This window comes from Arthrobacter sp. HS15c, assembly GCF_040812005.1.
GTDB lineage: Bacteria > Actinomycetota > Actinomycetes > Actinomycetales > Micrococcaceae > Arthrobacter.
The window spans coordinates 246,066-264,025 of sequence record NZ_JBFOHM010000007.1 but is presented as its reverse complement, the minus strand read 5'-3'; the positions used below and the strand labels follow the sequence as shown (position 1 = coordinate 264,025).

The following is a 17,960-nucleotide window of genomic DNA, read 5'->3' as shown; positions in this document are numbered from 1 at the left end:
CTCAGTCGGCTCCGGGGGAAGCAGCGCCCGGGTCTGCGGTGACTGCCTCGAGCAGGCGGTCGAAGCTTTCCACTCCGTAATCGGGCGGGGTGGCTGCCAGCACGACGTATGTGGTGGTTACGGGTTTCAGGATGGGTTTGGCGTGCAGCGAAGCCTTCGGTGACGTACTCCGAATGATTTTGAGTTCCAGGCCGGCCACCCCGTTCACTGACAGTGGCCTGGTTCCGCCATTGACGAGCAGCAGGCGCAGATCGTCCGCCCCGAGCCCGGCAGCGCTGCCGACGGAGAGTTCGTGCAGCACGTCGTTCACAGACGCGGTCACGCCCTGGAGAAATCCCCGCTCCCGGGAACTCTTGGCGAGGATGCTCAGGACGGTGAAAGTGGTTGCAAACATGGCTACGAACAACGCCACGGCGGCCACATCCCTCAGGCCAGGAATCAGGAGCATCAGGAGGAAGCACAGTGCGAGTCCCATAACCGACAACTTGCCGAACAAAGCACCCGCTCCATCGTCCGGCCTCCCGGTCCACTCCCTGTCCGTGAAACTGCAGACAACCCGGTGCTTGGTTTGTGGGTTCGGCATGATCAGTTCCCTTTCACTTCCAGGAGGGCCTCGGCAAAAACTATTGCCTCCCGGGCCTCACGGAGGCTGTCACGAAGGCTGGGGTCGGGAACACCGAAGCTGAGGTTATCGGTGGAGACCGACAGGTCCGCGGCGATTTTGCTGAGATTCTCCCGCTCCTGCGCGATCCTTCTCGAGGACGTCAATTTGGCCTTGCTCTTGTCCAGTTCAACAAGGGACGCGTTGATCTGGTCCCGGCGCGCCTGGAGCCTGCTGCACACCTGCTGCACACGCTGCGCGCGATTGCTGAACATCTGCTCCATCTTCAGGGCAACCTCATGGAGCCCGGTGAGGCTCCGGTAGGTCCGGGCCTGCTGCTTTGCAGCTTGAAGGTTGAGGAGCTGACGGATGCGAGTGCGCCGCTGACCCCAAAGCTCGACGCCTGCGTTGTTCTGGTTTACGAGGAGTCCGGCGGCGTCCAGGGCCGCGCTCAGGGCATCCCGCCGGGGAATGAGGTTCCCCGCCGCTGTTTCCAACCGGCGGATGAATTCGGCATAGTTGTCGAGCGGTGCCGCTGACGCCTCGTCCCTGCCGGCCAGCTGAACGGAGGGGCTGCCCGCGGGTTCATTGGCGGGCGCCGTAAACTCCTCTGCTGCTCCGGTCCTCGGTGGGGTGGTCGGCATCCGCGGCGGGACAGAGCGTGGTTCTTCACCGGAGTCAGGTGCGCTGTTGCCCATGATCATCCATCCCATTCATGATCCCCGAGCAGGAGCGTGGTGCGCTTCTACTTGTGAATAGTCATTCTAAATCTCGACGCCGCCATTGTCTCCGGCAGGGGATTGACAACCCAACCGCCGGGTTTCGACGGGCTCAAGGACGCAGCCGCGACCGCGGTCCGGGCCGTTGAACTTTTGATCGGAGCGGACGCGTTACATATGACATTGACCTATGAGCGTAAGGGATCGCGTTGCATGCCACAGGCTCGCCATGCGCGAGCGCGGCTTCCGACAGATTCAAATGTGGGTGCTGGACGCACGGAGGAATTCAGGAGTGAAGCGCGCCGGCAAGCTATGGCAGTTGTCGCCGCTTACCGCGCCGGTGACGACCAGGATTTCGTTGAGCAGATTTCGGAAGACTGGCCGGAGTGAACCGAGGCGAGTTGTGCAGGGTTTCAGGCTGATGCGATCGAGAGCGGCCTGAGTTTTCATGACCAAGCCGTCAGATGTGAGGGAATCCTCCATAAACCATCTGATGCTCCAGGGATTCGAGCTCGCCTACTATCCACTCTGCTTTGCGCAGCAGCTCTATCTTCATATCCTTCATTTTCGACAATTCCTCGAATTCGCCTTGAACCCGCCATTTGTAATGGACGTAATCGTTGCGATGGCCTGCGATATCGAGCATCAGATGGACCCAGTTGGCGGGGAGTTCGTCACCGAATGCCGTGTTCCACTTTGACGTGAGCTTCTGCTTCATACTGCTGTTGCGCAGTTGGCCGACTACCTCTTCTTGCGGTGCACCCCGGCTTGTTGATTTCCAAACATACATACCGTTCAGCCAGTGCTCGATCCACATGGCGTAGAACATAATGGCAAAATCAGCTTTGCCTGCTTCGGCAAATTCCTTGGCCTGCTCCAAGACGGAATCTTTGTGATCGACGATGAGGTAGAATTCCGCTCCCTCACTCTTAAGACGCCTCAACGCTGCGAGCGCAGCCGCCTTGTACTCATACTTCGACAGTCCGCTGGGGTCGATCAAGCCATCAGCCACGAGTTGGGCAGATAACGAGTGGATTACCGCATCTTTTAGTTCTTCTTCGGAGATGTCGTTCCTATCCATCCTGACACCCTAGCGAACTGGATTCGTTGAGGCGGGCTCAACCTCCAGCCGTGCCAAGCCGCTCCAGCGCCCAGTCCCAGCGAATCAGTTCCTGCTCCAGCCTGACGGATGGGCCGTAGGCATCGTTGCCCAGCGCTTCGTAGAGCGCGGACTCCTCGGCCGTCAGCCTCTTGAGCCACGCCGTGGACGGCGACGGCTCCCTGCCCCACGCTTCGCGGTGGGCCAACAGTGTGGCCTCGTCCATCAGCACGCTGACCACGTGCGGGTGGACGGCCCGCAGCTCATCCAAAATCCGGAAGCCGTGCGTGTCCAGATCGCCCCAATAAAGGACTTCGCAGTCCCGCAGCCAACCGGCATCGCGCACGGAGGAGAAACCGTAACCTCCGCCGTAGATGGCCAGTGTCTTGGGGCGGTCCGGAAGAGCCAGGAAATTCACCAGGTTCTCCGTGACGATTACCGCCTTCACAGGCAGCCGCAGCGAGCCAAACGCTTCAGCGGTGACGGTGATGTCCCGGGCTTCGCCCAAGAGTTGCATCCCGGGATCCAGCGCCCGGAACCGCACGAGCTCGGGCTGATGCAGGAAACCATGCCGCGCCGCGAAGCGGGCACCAGGCGTCCGCGCGGGTGGCTGGCCCAAAAGCGAGCCGGGTTCCGCCGGCACCTCCGGAAGCGTCTCATCGGCGGACTCAACCGCAGCGCTCGCTGCGTCAGTGCCCAGCGCCTCCACCAGCTCGCCGATCACCTTCCGGTGGTTCTCGATGAACTTCGTGTGCACTCCCGGCAGGCTGAGCTGCCGGACGTAGACGCCGGGCTCCGGATTATCGCGAAGCCACAACGCCACCCGGGCCGCGGTCAGCGCGTCCGCGTCCAGATCCAGCAGCTGGAGCGGCCGCCGCAGCGCCCATCCGCGGAACGCGGGGTCCAGCGCGGACAGTTTCTCCGCAAGCGCCACGAACCGGGCCGCGTCCTTCGCCTTACCGGTGAACCCAATCTCATCGTCAACGGTGGCAAACACGGCAACCGCCGGCAGCTGGTTGGAGCCGATCGTCCTGCTGCCCACCTCCGCAGTCTCCAGGCTGAACGGGCCGACGGCGGACACCAGCTCAGCTGCCCACGCGCGGGCCGCCGCATAATCGCGGAGGAGGCCCGCCGCCGTCGGACGCTTTAACGTTCGACGGCGGGGGTGCAGTCCGGAGGGTTCCAGCAGTTCGCGGAGCAGCGCACCGCTGTTCCAGGACTTCAATGACAGTGCGCGCAGGTCCGCCAAAGACGTCCAGCCCTGCGCCCGCCCTGCATGCGCCCGGACCGCTGGGCCGTCACCCGGCATACCGGTCCTGCTCTTCCCGGTACTCCTGGATGGTCAGGTTCCGCAACTTGGAATCGTTGCCGTTGGTGTTGGCGACGAAGCCCACGTGTGCCACAAAAGGTTCGATCACGTGGATCTTCTGCAGGGGAGTGACGATCAGCAGCTGGAGCTTCATCCGCTGGAACAGCTCCAGGCCGTACCGCGCCGACTCGTCGGATCCACGGCCAAACGCCTCGTCGATCACCACGAACCGGAAACTGCGGCCCTTGCCCGCGCTCCGGCCCGGGCCCGTGGCGGCGCCCCGGCCCGCACCTTGCCCTGCCCCCAGGCCGAACTGGAACGCCAGCGCCGCGGCCAGGATGGTGTACGCCAGCTTCTCCTTCTGGCCACCGGACTTGCCGCCGGAATCCGTGAAATGCTCGAGTTCCTCGCCGGTCTCGGTCCATTTCTCGGACGCGGAGAAGGTGAACCAGTTCCGCACGTCCGTGACCTTCGCCGTCCACCGTTCATCGAGGTTGGTGAAGCCGTCCCGCCCGCGGAACCGTTCGATCAGCCGTTCCACCTGCAGATACTTCTGCTCGGAGTACTGGTCCTCGTCCCCGATAGTCCCCTCCGAGCAGGCCCGCAGGTCCGTCCCGAACTGCCGGACGTCCAGGTCGGTGCTGTTCTGGTGCTCCAGCTGGATGTGCCGGCCGCGGTTGTACTCGATGCTGGCCAGGGACAGGTTGATCTCGGTAATCCGGTTCACGATGTCCTGCCGGCGGCTGTCCAGGAACGCGTTGAAGGCCACCACCTCGTGGATGGTGTTCTGGTTCAGCGAGTCCTTGAAATGCGCCTCGAACTTGGGGAGATCGTTTTTCTCCAGCTGGTCCAGCAGCCGTTCGTAATCACCCGCGGCGTCCAGCGAGGCGTCGATTTCGGTGGTTTCATTCGGATACTTGTTCCGGAAGTCAGCCATTAGCCGCACCGTGTCGGCTTCCGCCCTGGCCAGCCGCTTGGACAGCGCGTCGATGGTGGCCGTGAGACCGGCCCGCACCGCGCTCTCCACCGCCACCGTGTTCTTGTAGGTGAGGACCTTCTCCCCGGGCGCCGCGGCGGCGAGGCCGGCGACGGCAGCCAGCAGCCCGCCGTCGTCCGTCAACGGCTCGTCCTGCAGCAACGCACGGCACTCCGCGATGGCCTCCGCTAGGTTCTCCGAATCCTTCTCATTGGCGCCGAGCCGCTGCTGGAGTTTGCCGGCGCGCTCTTCGAACCGCTTCAGGTCGGCATTCAGGGCGGTTTCCCGGACTGCCAGCTGCTGCAATACGTCGCTGGCCGACTCCAGCTGCCGACGCTCCTCCTTCAGCTCCTCAACGCGCCGGGCCGTGAGCTCCCAGCTGATCTCGCCGAAATCCGCTACCGACCGGACGGTTCCCAGCTGCTGGTTTTTGCGCCCGATGTCACCGAGCTGCCCGTCCACTTTGCCCAGCTGCGTCCCCGCCACCTGCAGCTGGCCCTTGACGTCGTCCAGCTCCGCCAGGAAACGGTTGATCTTGTCCTGGTTGTCCCAGCCCAGCACGTAGTTCCGGCGGTCCGCCAGGTCCTTCCGGTCATCCTTCTCGTGCCGGCCGCGGCCACCCTTCAACTGGCCATTGGCCGTGAGCGCCTTGGGGTGGCGGCGGAAATCCGCCAGGTTGTCGCAGCAGACGTAGTCGAACCGGCCGGCCAGTTCTTCCAGCAGGAAATCTCGGAACGGCGTGCCCTGTTTGATGGCAATCTTGGCGGCCAGCGTGCCCGGCTCCGCCGTTTTGGGGGAGTAGGCCTCGCCCACCTTCAGGTAGACCAGCCGGCCGCGGAGATTGTTGGCATCCACCCAGCTGCTCACCGCCGCATAGTGTTCTGACGGCACCAGCAGCGACAGCGCAAAGCCACGCAGGGTGCGTTCCGCCGCGCCTTCCCAGCCTGCTTCGCCGTCGCGGACCCGCAGCAGTTCGCCGGCAAACGGCAGCGCCTTCTCCGGCACTTCCGTACCTTCACACAGCCGACGCCGGATCTCCAGCTGCTGCAGCGGCAGCAGGTTGCGCCGGGACTGGAGGCTGGTCAGCTCCGCTTTGATGTCGGCGGCGCGCCCGTTGAGGACCGTGCGCGTCATGGTCAGCTCGGTGCGGCTCTCCTGAAGCCCGTTGTACTGGTGGGCCAGCCCTGATTCGACTGCCGCCAGCCCGTCCCGGTTGGCGTCGAACAGCACCCGGTCCTCCGGGGCGCGGAGGCCCAGTTCCGCCGCGGCAGCGGCGTAGGTCTGGTAGCGCGTCCGCTGCGCCGCGGCTTCGCCGCCCAGCCTCGCGACGTCCGCGTCGATGGCCGCCAGCCGGCCGCCGCCGTTCGAGCGGATGTCCTCCGCGACGGCGCTGAGCTCGTGCCGGAGTTCCGTGATCCTTGCTGTGAGGGCGGCGTTGTCCTCACCCAGGCGCTTGCCGGTGCTCTCCAGTTCGGCCGCGTGTGCCCGGCTCAGGATCAGGCGCTGGTTGGTGAACCAGGGGTGCAGCTGGTCGCGCTGGGCCCTGGCCTCCGCGTCCTCATGGGTCAGGCTCGCGTGCCTGGCGGCACCGTCCCGGATGGGCGAGAGCAGGGCGATCTGGTCCTTGGCGCGCAGCACGGCGCCGTGGGCTTTCTTGAGGTCCTCGAAGTGGCTGATCAGCTTCTTGATCCGGGCGTCGACGTCGTCGTCGTCCAGCATGTTGGTGCGCACAAAGTGGGTGATGTTCTCCACCTGCTTCATGGACACGGTGCGGTGGAACAGCTCCATGGCCTGGTCCCCGCTGATGCCGAACTGCCGCTTGAAAGCCGCCGCGTACGGCTCGAAGGTGTCATGGACCGTTACGCCCGCCGCCTTGAGCTTCTTCTTCAGCTTGTAGGGATCCTGGCCGAAGTTGGCGAAGTCCTGCGCGATGGACTGGTCCGCCTCAGCCAGCGAGTAGAAACGGTTGGGCTGGCCGGCTTCCTGGACCGCCCAGAGGGTAATGGCCAGCGTGACCGACTTGCCCAGCACGGCGTTGTGGAAGACCGCAAGCACCACGGTGAGCGCACCCGTTTCGCGCAGCGACACCGGTTTGGAGTTCTCGCCGCCGGTGCTGCGGGTGCTCTTGTGGTAGCCCCGCACATAGGACATGAGGCTGCGTTCCTTCTTCTGCGCGCCCGCTGCCTTGTTGTACTCGATCTTGTTGGCGGGCAGCAGCAGGGTGGTGATCGCGTCCACTACGGTGGACTTCCCGGAGCCGATGTCGCCGGTGAGGAGGCTGTTGGCGCCGTCCAGCCGGAACGTGCGCACACCCTGATGGAACGTGCCCCAGTTGAGCAGTTCCAAACGGTGCAACCGGTAGCCCGGGGGAGTGCCGGCGTCGTCCGATGTGTTCTCGCCCGGCTCCTCCGGGTCCTCCAGGCTGAACAGGCTGTCCTGCAGATTGGCGGTCACGGGACTTCCCTTTCGGTGGTGCCTTCGCGTGTTTCCAGGGCGGCGCCCGGTGATCCGTCCAGCGACGCGCGGTAGTCGGCGAGCCGTGCGTCGAACTCCTCCAGCCACTGGGCATCGACGTAGGCCTTTAGGATCCGGGCCACCTCATACGTGTCTGCCTGGCCGCGGAGTTTCCGGAGGAAGCCCAGCTCCACCACTTTCTTGATGTTGGCGCCGAGCCGGTCCAGGATGCGGGCCTGGTTGCTGGATTCGGGCAGGAAGACGGCCACCATGTCCGTGATCTCCTGCTGGGACATGATGAGGCGCAGTTCGCTGCTGTTGGTGTCGAATTCGAGCATCCGGCCGCGCAGCAGGGCGAGCAGGAGGCTCACGTCGAAGGTGAGCCGGCGGCGGGGGATGAGCCGGGGGAGGTCCCCCTCCGGATCCTCCCGCGACCTGAGGAACGCATAGCCCTCCGATTCGTCCAGGATCAGGTCCAGCCCGAGCACTGCCACGTAGTCGCGGGTCTGCGACTCCAGGGTGATCAGCGACTGCCAGACCTTCTCGTCCGACTCGGCGTAGACCACGCCGCGGAACAGCCTCGTGACAACGCCAGGGAGTTCCTCGGGCGTGCGGGCCTGTGTTGCAGTGGTGTCCGTGGGATTCATGCCGGCCTCACAAAGATGATCTGATCGATGGTCGCTTCGCGGATGCTGCCGTCCGGGAGTTCCCACTGCAGTTGCTGGGGCACATCGTCGTGGATGCTGGCCCACGGGGATTCGCTGGCCAGCTGGTAGTACGCAACGATCTCGGCGAGCCCCTGCTGCAGCGGGTGGGCCTGGATGACCTCTACCAACGTGGCCTGTTCGGCGTCCGCCAGGACGGCATCCACATTGGTTTTCAGGCGCTCCATGTCCACATGGAACTGACTGAACAGGGCACCTGCGTCCACGTCCGCGTCATCGGCGGTGACGATGTCGTCGTCCACCATCACCTTCCGGCTGGGCTCATAGAGCGGCCGCTCGAAAGGCAGTGCCACGTCCACCGACTGCGCGGCGATCTCCATAAATATGCCGGACGGCGGCGCCTCCCGCGTGCCGAGTGCGCCGGATTCGATGCTGCGGATCAGCCGCATGATGCGTTTGTTTTCGAGGAATACTTTGTCGTCGAGGAGGCGGCGCATCTGCTCGGAGAGCTGCCGGACCGTGGCCTGGGTCTGGTCGACGGCGGGCAGCCAGTCCTGGTGGAGCTTGGTGACGGCGTGCAGGTCCTTGACGCCGGACAGCGCCTCGATCCGGGTGGCGCGCTCCAGCAGGTCCTGCAGTTCGGAGCGGAGCTGAGGCGACATCAGGTAGTCCCAGAATCCCTGGAAGGTGCGGCCCTGGAGGGAGCTGCTGATGCCCTGCTGGTTGGCGAAGATGGTCTCCAGGAGCTCGCCCTGCCCACCCTCCCACGTGGCGATCTGTTCACGGACCTGGCGGTCCAGTTTGCGGAAGTTCTGCTCGACCTCGCGGAAGTCGGCCAGCAGGTCCTTGGCGAGGGTGGTCAACTGCTGGAAGTGGTCCAGGGCTTCCGGGGCTGTCATCACCCTGACATTGCCGTCCCTGATCCGCTGCATCTCGGCGTCGATTCCGTCCCGCTGGCGCTGGAGCTCGGCCAGCCTTACCTCGGGATCGGTTTCGGATTGCTGCACCAGGGCCTTGAGTACGGCGAAGATGCTGGTGAGCCTTGATTGGGTGGCCACGAAGTCCCGGCCCCGCAGGTTCTCCACCCAGCGGACCACGTCCTCCGCTGCAGGGGTGAGGTCGTAATGCGGCTCGTCCTGGCCGGGCACGTAGTACTTGCGCAGCCAGGCCCGTTCCGTGGCGGCCCAGTCATCGAGGTATTCGGAAGCAGGGCGGGGGAATTTGTCCTCGCCGTAAACGTCACGGAGCCCGAACAGGACGTCGTCCAGGTGGTCTACGAGTTCCTGCCGGCCAATGTCCCGCTGGTTGGGTCCGGTGAAGGCCTTCATAAAGAAACTGATGGCCAGCGGGGCGTTCTGCGCGCGGAGCAGGGACCATCCTGGGTGGTTCTCACGCAGGTTGTTGATGGCGTAGAAATCCATGGCGTCCTCGGGGCGGATCTGTGGCAGCAGCGCGGGATGACTGGTCAGCCCAAAGCTACACGCCGCCACCGACAATTTCTGCGGAGGAGTAGTGGATTACCTGCCGATTACGGCTGTGGTGTGCAGATGAACGATCAACGGTCGCCACGAAGGTCATCCAGAATCTCCGCCGTGCTTGATTCAGAGGTGACGCGCGGCAGTTCCCTGAAGTCGCTAGGTCCCGCCGCCGGGCTGCCTTCCGCCTGATCCCAGTGCCGCCGGAGCAGCTCAGCCAGCCGCTGCGGTTCGATCCGGTGCGCCGGGTCGAAGTGGTGGCGCTTGGGGAACACCTCCAGATGAAAGTCCGGGAAGAACACCCGTGCCAGCCGGGTGGCAATCTCGCCGTAGTCATCCGGGTTGCTCAGGCCGCCCAGGGCGAAGAACACGGGCGGCCGGAACGCGGCCAGACGCGCCCTGTCCAGGTCATAGCTTTTGAATGTCTGCAGGAAGGCCCTGATGCCGGCGGGCCGCTTGGCCATCCACGGCGGCGGCGGACCGGGCTGCTGTGGCGGCAGGACGACGTTGGACTTCACTCCCAGCCTCATGAAGGCGGACAGGAACTGCTCCGGAGGGAGAGTCTCCAGCTGCTCGTACTGCTTCCAGAGCGCCGCGTGGGCGGGACTCCAGTCCCAGTTTCCGGCCCAGGCGGGTTCGAGGAGCGCCAGGCTGAGCAGCCGGTCAGGGTGCTTGGCGGCAAACGCCAGCGCGGTTGCCCCGCCGCCGGAATATCCGACGAGGTGGAAGGTCTCCCAGCCGAGGGCTTCGGCCTCCCGCAGCACGCCGTCGACCTCGGTGTCCAGGCTCCAATCCGCTGGAGGCTCGTCGCCCGCGTAGAGCTCCAGGTCCTTGGCGACGGCCTGCACGTCCGGTCCCAGGGCTTTGATCAGTTCGTCGTAGGCGGGTTGCGCTGGGAGCACGCTCCCGGGAAGCAGGATGACCCGAATAGATTCCATGGCAGGATGCTACGCCCGGACGGTGGGGTTCGACAGGGTCGGCTGCATCTACCCGGGCCCGCCCTGAACTCTGGGGCGTTGCCGCTCTAAACCGCGATTTGACTCGCGGCCGGATGCCCCTTGAGGTGCAGGTAGTGAGAGAGGGTGGCCCAAATACCTGAAGAAAGTGAGAGAGGGTGGCCCAAAAACCTGCAGAAAGTGAGAGAGGGTGGCCCAAAAACCTGCAGGAAGTGAGAGAGCGTCGTGGGTCTGGCTCAGGTACCCCGGCCTGCGATGTGCTCCACCACGTACTTGGCGTCGTCGCCTACCAGTCCCAGTGTTGCCGACGCCTGCCGGGTCAGCCAGGGCAGCCCGACCGCATACAGGCCGGGAACTTCGGTGACGCCGGCGGTGTGCCGGGGGTAGTTCCACTCGTCCAGCACCGGGATATCCAGAAAGCTGAAGTCCAGCCCGTAGCCCGTTGACCAGATGACGGTCCCGATGTTCTCCGCGTCCAGGTCCAGCCGTGCGCCTGACTCCCCGGGAAGCCACTGATCAACAGGGACCGGTTCGGCGGCGGGCGCGTCGATGCCGGCTTTCTCGATATACGCGTCCGTCATTGCCTTGAGGCGCTGGCCGAACCCGGCCTCCACCATGGCCAGGCGTTCGGTGAGGTCGTCGCTGAACGCGAGTACGCCGTCGTCCGCCCCCTCAAAGCGGCCGTGCAGCTGCACCCCGCGGCGCCCCAGCTCCCGCAGGTGGACGCTGTGGCCGCCGCCGTGGCCCGAGACCAGCGGGTTGCACATAAAGCGTCCGGCGGGGGAGGGGAGATTTTCCACCCGGAAGCCGTTGAGGCCGTGCTCCGGACCGTGCAGGTTGATCTGCAGAATCCAGTGCAGGATGTCCTGGCCGCGGTACCGGCGGGGCGCCTCCGGGCAGCTCGAAACGGAGAGATGGACGGTGCGGCCGCCCGCCAGCAGGTCCTCGGTGATCTGCCCGCCGGACTGGCCGGTGCCCACCACCAGCACGGCACCCTCCGGCAGCTGCTGCGGGTTGCGGTAATCCTGGCTGTGCAACTGGTGCACGTGCCGGGGGATGTTCGACGACGCCGAGGGGATGCGCGGGCGCTGGAACGCACCGTTCGCCAGCACCACGTTTTCCGCCGCGAACCACCCTCCGTTGGTTTCCACGCTGAATTGTCCGTCCGCCCGGGCGATCCGTGTGGCCTCCGTTCCCAGCAGCACGGGCGCGGCGATCCGCTGCGCGTAGTCGCGGAACAGGTCGATGACGGCATCGCGGGGGAGGAAGGCATCCGGCTCGGGTCCGTCGTAGGTGAGGTCCGGCAGCCTGAACAGGAAGTTGGGGGTGTTCAAGTAGAACGAATCCCACCGGCCCTGCCACGCCCCGCCGAGCGCGTCCCGCTTCTCCAGCACCACGTGCTCCACGCCGTGCCGGGTGAGCCAGTAACTGGTGGCCAGGCCCGCCTGCCCGGCGCCGAGCACCACGGTGTTGACCCTCTGCGGAGCCTGTTCGCGTAGTGCATCGGAGGAGGTCATGGCTACTTCTTGGCGGCCTTGGGCTTGCGTTCCTTTGGTTCCTTGGGCGGGAGGGTGGCGACGTGGTCCAGGGCCTTCTCCACCCACGCCCGCACCCGGGCGTCGTCGCCGTCGCCCTCTGCGTTCCACACCTCCGGCAACCCGGCGTAGCCCGCCATGGGCCGCTCGGCCGGCCCGAAAGGGACCGTCCGCTCAGTGCTTTCGAGCTGCACCCGGGCCTCGTCGTCGAGCTTCACCCCGATGACAGGGCCGAACAGTCCGGCGAACATGTTGCCGTTTACGAACGCGCCGAGGTTGCCGAACATCGGCTTCACCACCACGTCCGGACGGTCCGGGACCACCGACCGGAAGCGTTCCTTGTCGGCGTCGGACGCCTTGGGCATCTCCATGGCTGTTCTCCCGGGGGTAGGGGCGGGCTGGGTCTGTTGGCAGGATATGCCCGCGTCGCCGCCGCGTACAGGGCGCGGAAGGCAAGGCACGACGGCGGCGCGCGGCTGGGCTGCCGGACGCTCGGTCACTGCGCTGTATTGAGTTGTGGTAAATGCTGTCCGGAAACTCCTGTACAGTTGATTTTGTTGTTGTGTTTATGCAGTTGGTAGTTCAGGCAGTACGCGCGGTCGAAAGTCCGCGTTCTTCTGAAGTAGCGGTTTTGAACACCCCACACCGGAGGACCCGAAAGTCGGGACTTTTCCTCTACCTTCACGAAGGACAAAAATAATGGCTACTGGTACCGTCAAATGGTTTAACGCTGAAAAGGGCTTCGGCTTCATTTCCCCCGATGACTCTTCACAGGACGTTTTCGCACACTACTCTGCGATCGCTTCCTCCGGCTTCCGCTCACTCGAAGAGAACCAGAAGGTCTCCTTCGAAACCGAGCAGGGCCCCAAGGGTCCCCAGGCCGTAAACATCCAGTCCCTCTAATTCCTTAGAGAAACTGAGGCCTTAGGGTTTCATATTTTCAAAGCAGGGCCGGTCATTTGACCGGCCCTGCTTTTGTTAATCCGGATGTGCTTTTTGCGGGGACGCTATGGAGCTTCGTCAATGCAAACTAATATTGGGGGCACCCCAAAGCAGAGGAGCTCCCGTGGGCAAAGTAGTCATGTACGCCTCGGTGTCAATAGACGGCTTCATCGCGGACGAGGACGACCAGCCCGGACCGCTGTTTGACTGGTTGCTCAGCGGTGACGTCCCGTTGGACGAGAGCGGCGAGTTGAAGGTGTCCCAAGCGTCCTACGACTACACCCGGGAGTACTGGGACCAGATCGGGGCGACAATCGCCGGCCGCCATGTCTTCGACATGACGGACGGCTGGGACGGGAAGCCTCCGGGCGGGGTCGACCACGTGGTCGTCGTGACGCACCGGCCGGAGCCCGAGGGCTGGAACCCCGAGGCGTCGTTTCACTTCGTCGACGGCGTCGAGGCAGCCGTGGCCAAGGCGCAGGAGCTCGCGGGTGACCGCATCGTCGAGGTCGCCGCCGGCGACGTCGGTGGCCAGGCGCTTGCCGCGGGCCTGGTCGACGAGGTGCGCATGGACGTCATACCCGTCATGTTCGGGTCCGGCAAGCGCTACTTCGGGTCCGTCCACGCGCAACACATGCTGGAGGATCCTGACGTGGTGATTCAAGGCGACCGGGTGCTTCACCTGCGCTTTCGGGTGCGCCGTTGACCGTCTGAGCGGCGGGAACCGACGTCCACCGCCTTAGGGTACGGAAAGCTGTATTGGCGGCGTAGTCACGGGCCCGCCGCAGTGTGCAGTTCCGCCCACCCTGGTCCAGACGAGGTCGTGCTCCTCTTCGGCCAACACGGTGCCGTCCGTGGCAAGGGCCTTCACCGTCACCTTTGCGGGGTCGCCAAAAGCCACGTTGAAAACCCACGTGTCCCGGTCATACCTGTGGCCGTAGAACGGTGGATGGCTCACAGTCGGTTGCGGCTCGGGGGAGAACTCCGTGACCACCGACTTCAGCGGGGCCGGCGAGGCGGCCGTAGGCTCCGGCTGGGAGCATCCGGTCTCATTGCACACGCTAACGTCACTGACGGCTGCCACATTTCCCTCGATGTTCACCGTCAGGGTCCTGACGTAGCCGATGGCCGGGCAGGCATTGATCGTGCACCCCGCAGAGGGCACCACGGCGACGGCTATCGCCGCCAAGACACCCAGGATCCCCCACCCCGATTTCATGGTGGGAGTCTACGCCGCCGGGTCTGGCAAAATGGCCAGCATGCAATCAGACGGTACCGTCCCTGCCTTTGACCTCCGGATCAGCATCGAGGACACCGAGCCGCTGATCTGGCGCCGGCTGAAAGTGCCCGCGTTGCTGACCGTTGCCGAGTTCCACCTCGCCGTCCAGGCCGCTTTCGGCTGGGAAAACCGCCACCTCTACGGCGGCCGGTGTGAGGATCCCGCCGGAAAGGCGCGCGTGATCATCGGTCCCGGCGACGGAATGGAGGACCTGGACGCAGAGCCGGCTTCCGACGTCGTGCTTCCGACCTGCTTGATGCCGAGGCACCCACGTCCGCGCTTGAATACGACTACGACTTCGGTGACGGCTGGACACATCAGGTGCAACTGCTCGGTTCGGCCGAGCTGCCGGCAGGCGAACTGGTTTGCGTCGACGGCGCCAACCGGGGACCTGTGGAGGATTCCGGCGGCCCCCACGGCTACCAGCGGCTGGTCCAGATCCTCGGGGACCCAACGCATCCGGAACACCAGGAAGCTGCGCAGTGGACCTATACGGTTACCGGCGACTTCAGCCCGTCCTTTGATGCCGCCGAGTTCGACTCCGCTGCCGCCAACCGGAAGCTGCGGCTGCTCAGCCTCCAATGGTGGCCACAGCCCGTCCCCGACGAGGAGCGGGACGCCGCGATCCGGCCGGTCCGCTGGCTCCTGGACAACGCTGCGGGCGACGGGATTGAGCTGACAAAGGACGGCTATCTGAAGCCGGCCATGGTCCAGCGTGCCCTCGACGACCTCGGCTGGCTTGATGCCGTCATGGGCAAGGGGAACCGTGAGGCAAACGTGCTGCCCGTCCGGGAACTGCGCGAGCACGTCTTGGCGTGGAAGCTGCTCCGGAAGTTCAAGGGCAGGCTCGTGCTCACGCCCCCGGGAGACGCGCACTCGAACGGCCGGCTAATCTGTGGGACTACATGGTGGACACGGTGGCCCGGCCGGACCACGACGCCGTCCGCCTGGTCACGCGCTTGTATGCGGAGTGGCGCCTCAGCGGCATCGAACCGCCATGGAACCGCCAGACGGAAGTGATCCGCGATGCCATGGTGAGCGCGGGCTTTGCGACCCGGTCCGCCCACCCCATCCCCGACGACTGGGTCGCCGACATCAACCGGACTGTGAGGTGGAAGCTGGGATGCCTGCACCTGATGGAGCCGAAGAAGGGGTACTTCGACCAGGCACAGCTGACTGACGGCGGCGCGAAGTTTCTGCTGGAGGTCCGGGACGTGGAGCGCGAGATTTCAGGCGCGAAGTAACCGGTGTTTCGACGGGCTCAGCCCCCGCTACTGGTCCGGATTGGGATTCCGGACGTCCTTTTCGCCGATGTCGGCGGCGCCCAGGGCTGCTGCCGCGGGGCTGTGGGTGGTGTCGTGCTCGCGGACGCGGAGCTCAGGGTGGTGCAGGTCCAGGGCGGGACGCTCCGAACGGATCCGCGGCAGCGAGGTGAAGTTGTGGCGCGGCGGCGGGCAGGACGTGGCCCATTCGAGCGATGCGCCGAAGCCCCAGGGATCATCGACCATGACCTTGTCGCCGGGGCGGGACGTGACGTACACGTTCCAGAAGAAGGGGATCATCGACGCGCCCAGAAGGAAGGAGCCGTAGCTGGAGAACTGGTTCATCCACGCGAAGTTGTCCTCCACGAGGTAGTCGGCGTAGCGGCGGGGCATGCCCATGACTCCCAGCCAGTGCTGGATCAGGAACGTCCCGTGGAACCCCAGGAACAGCATCCAGAAGTGGATCTTCCCGAGCCGCTCGTTGAGCATCTTGCCGGTCCACTTGGGCCACCAGAAGTAGAATCCGGCGAACATCGCGAACACCACGGTCCCGAACACCACGTAGTGGAAGTGCGCCACCACGAAGTACGAGTCAGAGACGTGGAAGTCCAGCGGCGGCGACGCCAGGATGATGCCGGTCAGGCCGCCGAAGAGGAACGTGACCAGGAAGCCCAGGCTCCACAGCATGGGCGTCTCAAAGGTCAGGGAACCGCGCCACAGCGTCCCGATCCAGTTGAAGAACTTCACCCCGGTAGGCACCGCGATCAGCATGGTCATGAACGCGAAGAACGGCAGCAGCACCGAACCGGTGACGTACATGTGGTGGGCCCACACCGTCACGGACAGGGCCGCGATGGCGATGGTGGCGTAGACCAGGCCCTTGTAGCCGAAGATCGGTTTGCGGCTGAAGACCGGGAAGATCTCGGAGACGATGCCGAAGAACGGCAGGGCGATGATGTACACCTCGGGGTGGCCGAAGAACCAGAACAGGTGCTGCCAGAGGACCGCACCGCCGTTCTCCGGGTCATAGATGTGGGCGCCGAATTTCCGGTCCGCACCGAGGGCGAAGAGCGCCGCGGCGAGGGGCGGGAAGGCCATGATCACGAGGATGGCTGTGACCAGGGTGTTCCAGGTGAAGATCGGCATCCGCCACATGGTCATGCCCGGGGCGCGCATGCAGATGATGGTGGTGATGAAGTTGACCGCGCCCAGGATGGTGCCGAAACCGGACAGCGCCAGGCCGAAGACCCACAGGTCACCGCCCACGCCGGGCGTGAACGTGGTGTTGTTCAACGGCGCATACGCGAACCAGCCGAATGCGGCCGCACCCTGGGGAGTGATGAAACCGGAGACCGCGATGGTGGACCCGAAGAGGAAGAACCAAAAAGCCAGGGCGTTCAGCCGCGGGAAGGCCACGTCCGGAGCCCCGATCTGCAGCGGCATGATCACGTTCGCGAATCCGGCGAAGAGCGGGGTGGCGAACATCAGAAGCATGATGGTGCCGTGCATGGTGAAGAGCTGGTTGTACTGCTCCTTGGTCTGCAGGATCTGCATGCCGGGTTCAAACAGTTCGGCACGGATCAGCAGGGCCATGATGCCGCCGATGATGAAGAACACGAACGACGCGATCAGGTACATGTAGCCGATGATCTTGTGGTCCGTGGAGGTGATCCACCTGACCACCATGCTGCCTTTGCGCCGCGGTACAACGGCAGGCGCGGCAGGTGCCGCGGTCCCTGGACGTGAATGCCCGGTGATGGCCATTTTCCACCTCACAGATCCGCCTTGACGGCGCTGATGGGCCCGTTGCGTGAGCCCCTATTTGCAGGCTACTCCAGGAGCTCGGCGCGCGGGAAGAGTCAGTTCAGGCCCATCGCGTTCCGGACCTCGTCCAGGATGGAGTGCATTGCGGTCTCGGCCGTGACCGCATCCCCGCCGGCCACTGCGGCGGCTACGTCCTCGTGTGCCTGCAGCGCTTCGTTCCGCGGCTTGAACGGCATGAGGCCCTGCTGGGTGCGGCTGGTGAGCACCTCGGCCACCATGCCTTCCAGCGCCGTGAACATCTCGTTGCCGCAGCTGTGCAGCAGCAGGCGGTGGAACTCGATGTCCGCCGCCAGGAAGGCTTCAAGTTCGCCTGCCTCGCCCAGGCGGCGCAGGTCGGCCGCCAGGGAAAGCAGCTTGGCGCGTTCGGCGGCGCTGGCACGGCGGGCAGCCCCGGCGGCGGCAATGGGTTCGACGGCGATGCGCAGCTCGGTGAGGCTGCTGTACTGCTCGGCGCGGTTGTCCGAGGCGAGGCGCCAGCGGACCAGCTTGGGGTCGTAGACATTCCAGAGCGCGCGTTCCTGGACCACGATGCCCACGCGGCGGCGGGAGTACACGAGGTTCATCGACTCCAGGACCTTCATGGTGTCCCGGGCGACAGTGCGGGAAATCCCGTACTCCTGCTGCAGCACGTCCAGCGTCAGCCGGCTGCCGGGCGGAAGGCTCCCGGACGCGATGGCAACGCCAACCGCCTCCAGAACGCGTTCGTGCATCGCGGGGGAGGCCCCGCCGTCGTCTGCGGTATCCGCGGTGCCCTCTGTCGCCGTCGACATGTTTCCTGCCTCTCTATGCGCTGCAGCGCCCTCACAGGATATCGAAGATTAAGCAAAAGGTATGACTTGTGACACTCAAAGATAGTATCTGTGG

19 protein-coding genes and 1 pseudogene are annotated in these 17,960 nt (G+C 64.9%); 7 read left to right on the top strand and 13 right to left on the bottom strand.

Going from position 1 to position 17,960, the window contains the following annotated elements; all coding sequences use genetic code 11:
* Position 1: 1 nt before the first annotated feature.
* Both ABV518_RS13730 and ABV518_RS13725 read right to left on the bottom strand, forming a co-directional pair.
* Positions 2-475: a hypothetical protein gene (locus ABV518_RS13730; protein ID WP_367767628.1), complete on the bottom strand. Its 474-nt coding sequence runs from the start codon at positions 473-475 to the stop codon at positions 2-4.
* A 110-nt stretch (positions 476-585) separates the two neighbouring features.
* Entirely contained in the window at positions 586-1,314 is a 729-nt protein-coding gene (locus tag ABV518_RS13725) for a hypothetical protein (protein WP_367767627.1), read from the bottom strand.
* A 196-nt stretch (positions 1,315-1,510) separates the two neighbouring features.
* Between ABV518_RS13725 and ABV518_RS13720 the strand changes: the two genes are divergently transcribed.
* Positions 1,511-1,762, top strand: a complete 252-nt coding sequence (locus ABV518_RS13720; protein ID WP_367767626.1) for an antitoxin MazE-like protein — start codon at positions 1,511-1,513, stop codon at positions 1,760-1,762.
* Between the two features lie 18 nt (positions 1,763-1,780).
* On the opposite strand, the gene ABV518_RS13715 is transcribed toward ABV518_RS13720, so the two are convergent.
* The 8 genes from ABV518_RS13715 to ABV518_RS13680 form a co-directional block, all read right to left on the bottom strand.
* Positions 1,781-2,401, bottom strand: coding sequence for a hypothetical protein (locus ABV518_RS13715; RefSeq protein WP_367767625.1), 621 nt, complete (start codon positions 2,399-2,401; stop codon positions 1,781-1,783).
* Positions 2,402-2,438: 37 nt separating this feature from the next.
* A complete protein-coding gene (locus ABV518_RS13710; RefSeq protein ID WP_367767624.1) occupies positions 2,439-3,728 on the bottom strand; it encodes a Wadjet anti-phage system protein JetD domain-containing protein in 1,290 nt (429 codons plus the stop codon).
* Complete coding sequence (locus tag ABV518_RS13705; RefSeq protein WP_367767623.1) at positions 3,718-7,158, bottom strand: ATP-binding protein; 3,441 nt, start codon at positions 7,156-7,158, stop codon at positions 3,718-3,720. The genes ABV518_RS13710 and ABV518_RS13705 overlap by 11 nt, the downstream gene beginning before the upstream one ends.
* Complete coding sequence (locus ABV518_RS13700) at positions 7,155-7,805, bottom strand: DUF4194 domain-containing protein (protein ID WP_367767622.1); 651 nt, start codon at positions 7,803-7,805, stop codon at positions 7,155-7,157. Before ABV518_RS13700 ends, ABV518_RS13705 begins: the two co-directional genes overlap by 4 nt.
* Entirely contained in the window at positions 7,802-9,313 is a 1,512-nt protein-coding gene (locus ABV518_RS13695; RefSeq protein WP_367767621.1) for a DUF3375 domain-containing protein, read from the bottom strand. Before ABV518_RS13695 ends, ABV518_RS13700 begins: the two co-directional genes overlap by 4 nt.
* Before the next feature lie 65 nt (positions 9,314-9,378).
* Positions 9,379-10,236, bottom strand: coding sequence for an alpha/beta fold hydrolase (locus ABV518_RS13690; protein WP_367767620.1), 858 nt, complete (start codon positions 10,234-10,236; stop codon positions 9,379-9,381).
* A 254-nt stretch (positions 10,237-10,490) separates the two neighbouring features.
* On the bottom strand, positions 10,491-11,771 hold the full coding sequence (locus ABV518_RS13685) for a flavin-containing monooxygenase (RefSeq protein ID WP_367767619.1): 1,281 nt from the start codon (positions 11,769-11,771) through the stop codon (positions 10,491-10,493).
* A gap of 2 nt (positions 11,772-11,773) precedes the next feature.
* Positions 11,774-12,160 carry a TfoX/Sxy family protein gene (locus ABV518_RS13680; protein ID WP_367767618.1) on the bottom strand — a complete coding sequence of 129 codons (387 nt, stop codon included), beginning with the start codon at positions 12,158-12,160 and terminating at the stop codon, positions 11,774-11,776.
* A gap of 328 nt (positions 12,161-12,488) precedes the next feature.
* Between ABV518_RS13680 and ABV518_RS13675 the strand changes: the two genes are divergently transcribed.
* Both ABV518_RS13675 and ABV518_RS13670 read left to right on the top strand, forming a co-directional pair.
* The gene (locus tag ABV518_RS13675; RefSeq protein WP_066274236.1) at positions 12,489-12,692 is read left to right on the top strand and encodes a cold-shock protein; all 204 of its coding nucleotides are present in this window, start codon (positions 12,489-12,491) and stop codon (positions 12,690-12,692) included.
* 163 nt (positions 12,693-12,855) lie between these two features.
* Positions 12,856-13,437, top strand: a complete 582-nt coding sequence (locus ABV518_RS13670; RefSeq protein WP_367767617.1) for a dihydrofolate reductase family protein — start codon at positions 12,856-12,858, stop codon at positions 13,435-13,437.
* 33 nt (positions 13,438-13,470) lie between these two features.
* On the opposite strand, the gene ABV518_RS13665 is transcribed toward ABV518_RS13670, so the two are convergent.
* Positions 13,471-13,689 (bottom strand): hypothetical protein, encoded by a 219-nt coding sequence (locus ABV518_RS13665; protein WP_367767616.1) that lies wholly within the window; start codon positions 13,687-13,689, stop codon positions 13,471-13,473.
* 28 nt (positions 13,690-13,717) lie between these two features.
* Here ABV518_RS13665 and ABV518_RS13660 point away from each other — a divergent pair, with 28 nt between their 5' ends.
* From ABV518_RS13660 to ABV518_RS13645, 4 genes and pseudogenes are all read left to right on the top strand, one after another.
* Complete coding sequence (locus tag ABV518_RS13660) at positions 13,718-13,852, top strand: hypothetical protein (protein WP_367767615.1); 135 nt, start codon at positions 13,718-13,720, stop codon at positions 13,850-13,852.
* A gap of 3 nt (positions 13,853-13,855) precedes the next feature.
* Positions 13,856-14,143 (top strand): annotated as a pseudogene (locus tag ABV518_RS13655) (hypothetical protein); the annotation flags it as partial.
* A gap of 116 nt (positions 14,144-14,259) precedes the next feature.
* Positions 14,260-15,030, top strand: coding sequence for a plasmid pRiA4b ORF-3 family protein (locus ABV518_RS13650; protein WP_367767746.1), 771 nt, complete (start codon positions 14,260-14,262; stop codon positions 15,028-15,030).
* The gene (locus tag ABV518_RS13645; protein WP_367767613.1) at positions 14,916-15,254 is read left to right on the top strand and encodes a hypothetical protein; all 339 of its coding nucleotides are present in this window, start codon (positions 14,916-14,918) and stop codon (positions 15,252-15,254) included. Before ABV518_RS13650 ends, ABV518_RS13645 begins: the two co-directional genes overlap by 115 nt.
* A 27-nt stretch (positions 15,255-15,281) precedes the next feature.
* Here the strand turns inward: ABV518_RS13645 and ctaD are convergent, their stop codons facing one another.
* Together ctaD and ABV518_RS13635 are read right to left on the bottom strand one after the other, a co-directional pair.
* Positions 15,282-17,036 (bottom strand): cytochrome c oxidase subunit I, encoded by a 1,755-nt coding sequence (ctaD, locus tag ABV518_RS13640; RefSeq protein ID WP_367767744.1) that lies wholly within the window; start codon positions 17,034-17,036, stop codon positions 15,282-15,284.
* A 95-nt stretch (positions 17,037-17,131) separates the two neighbouring features.
* Complete coding sequence (locus ABV518_RS13635; protein ID WP_367767612.1) at positions 17,132-17,866, bottom strand: FadR/GntR family transcriptional regulator; 735 nt, start codon at positions 17,864-17,866, stop codon at positions 17,132-17,134.
* Positions 17,867-17,960: the final 94 nt, after the last annotated feature.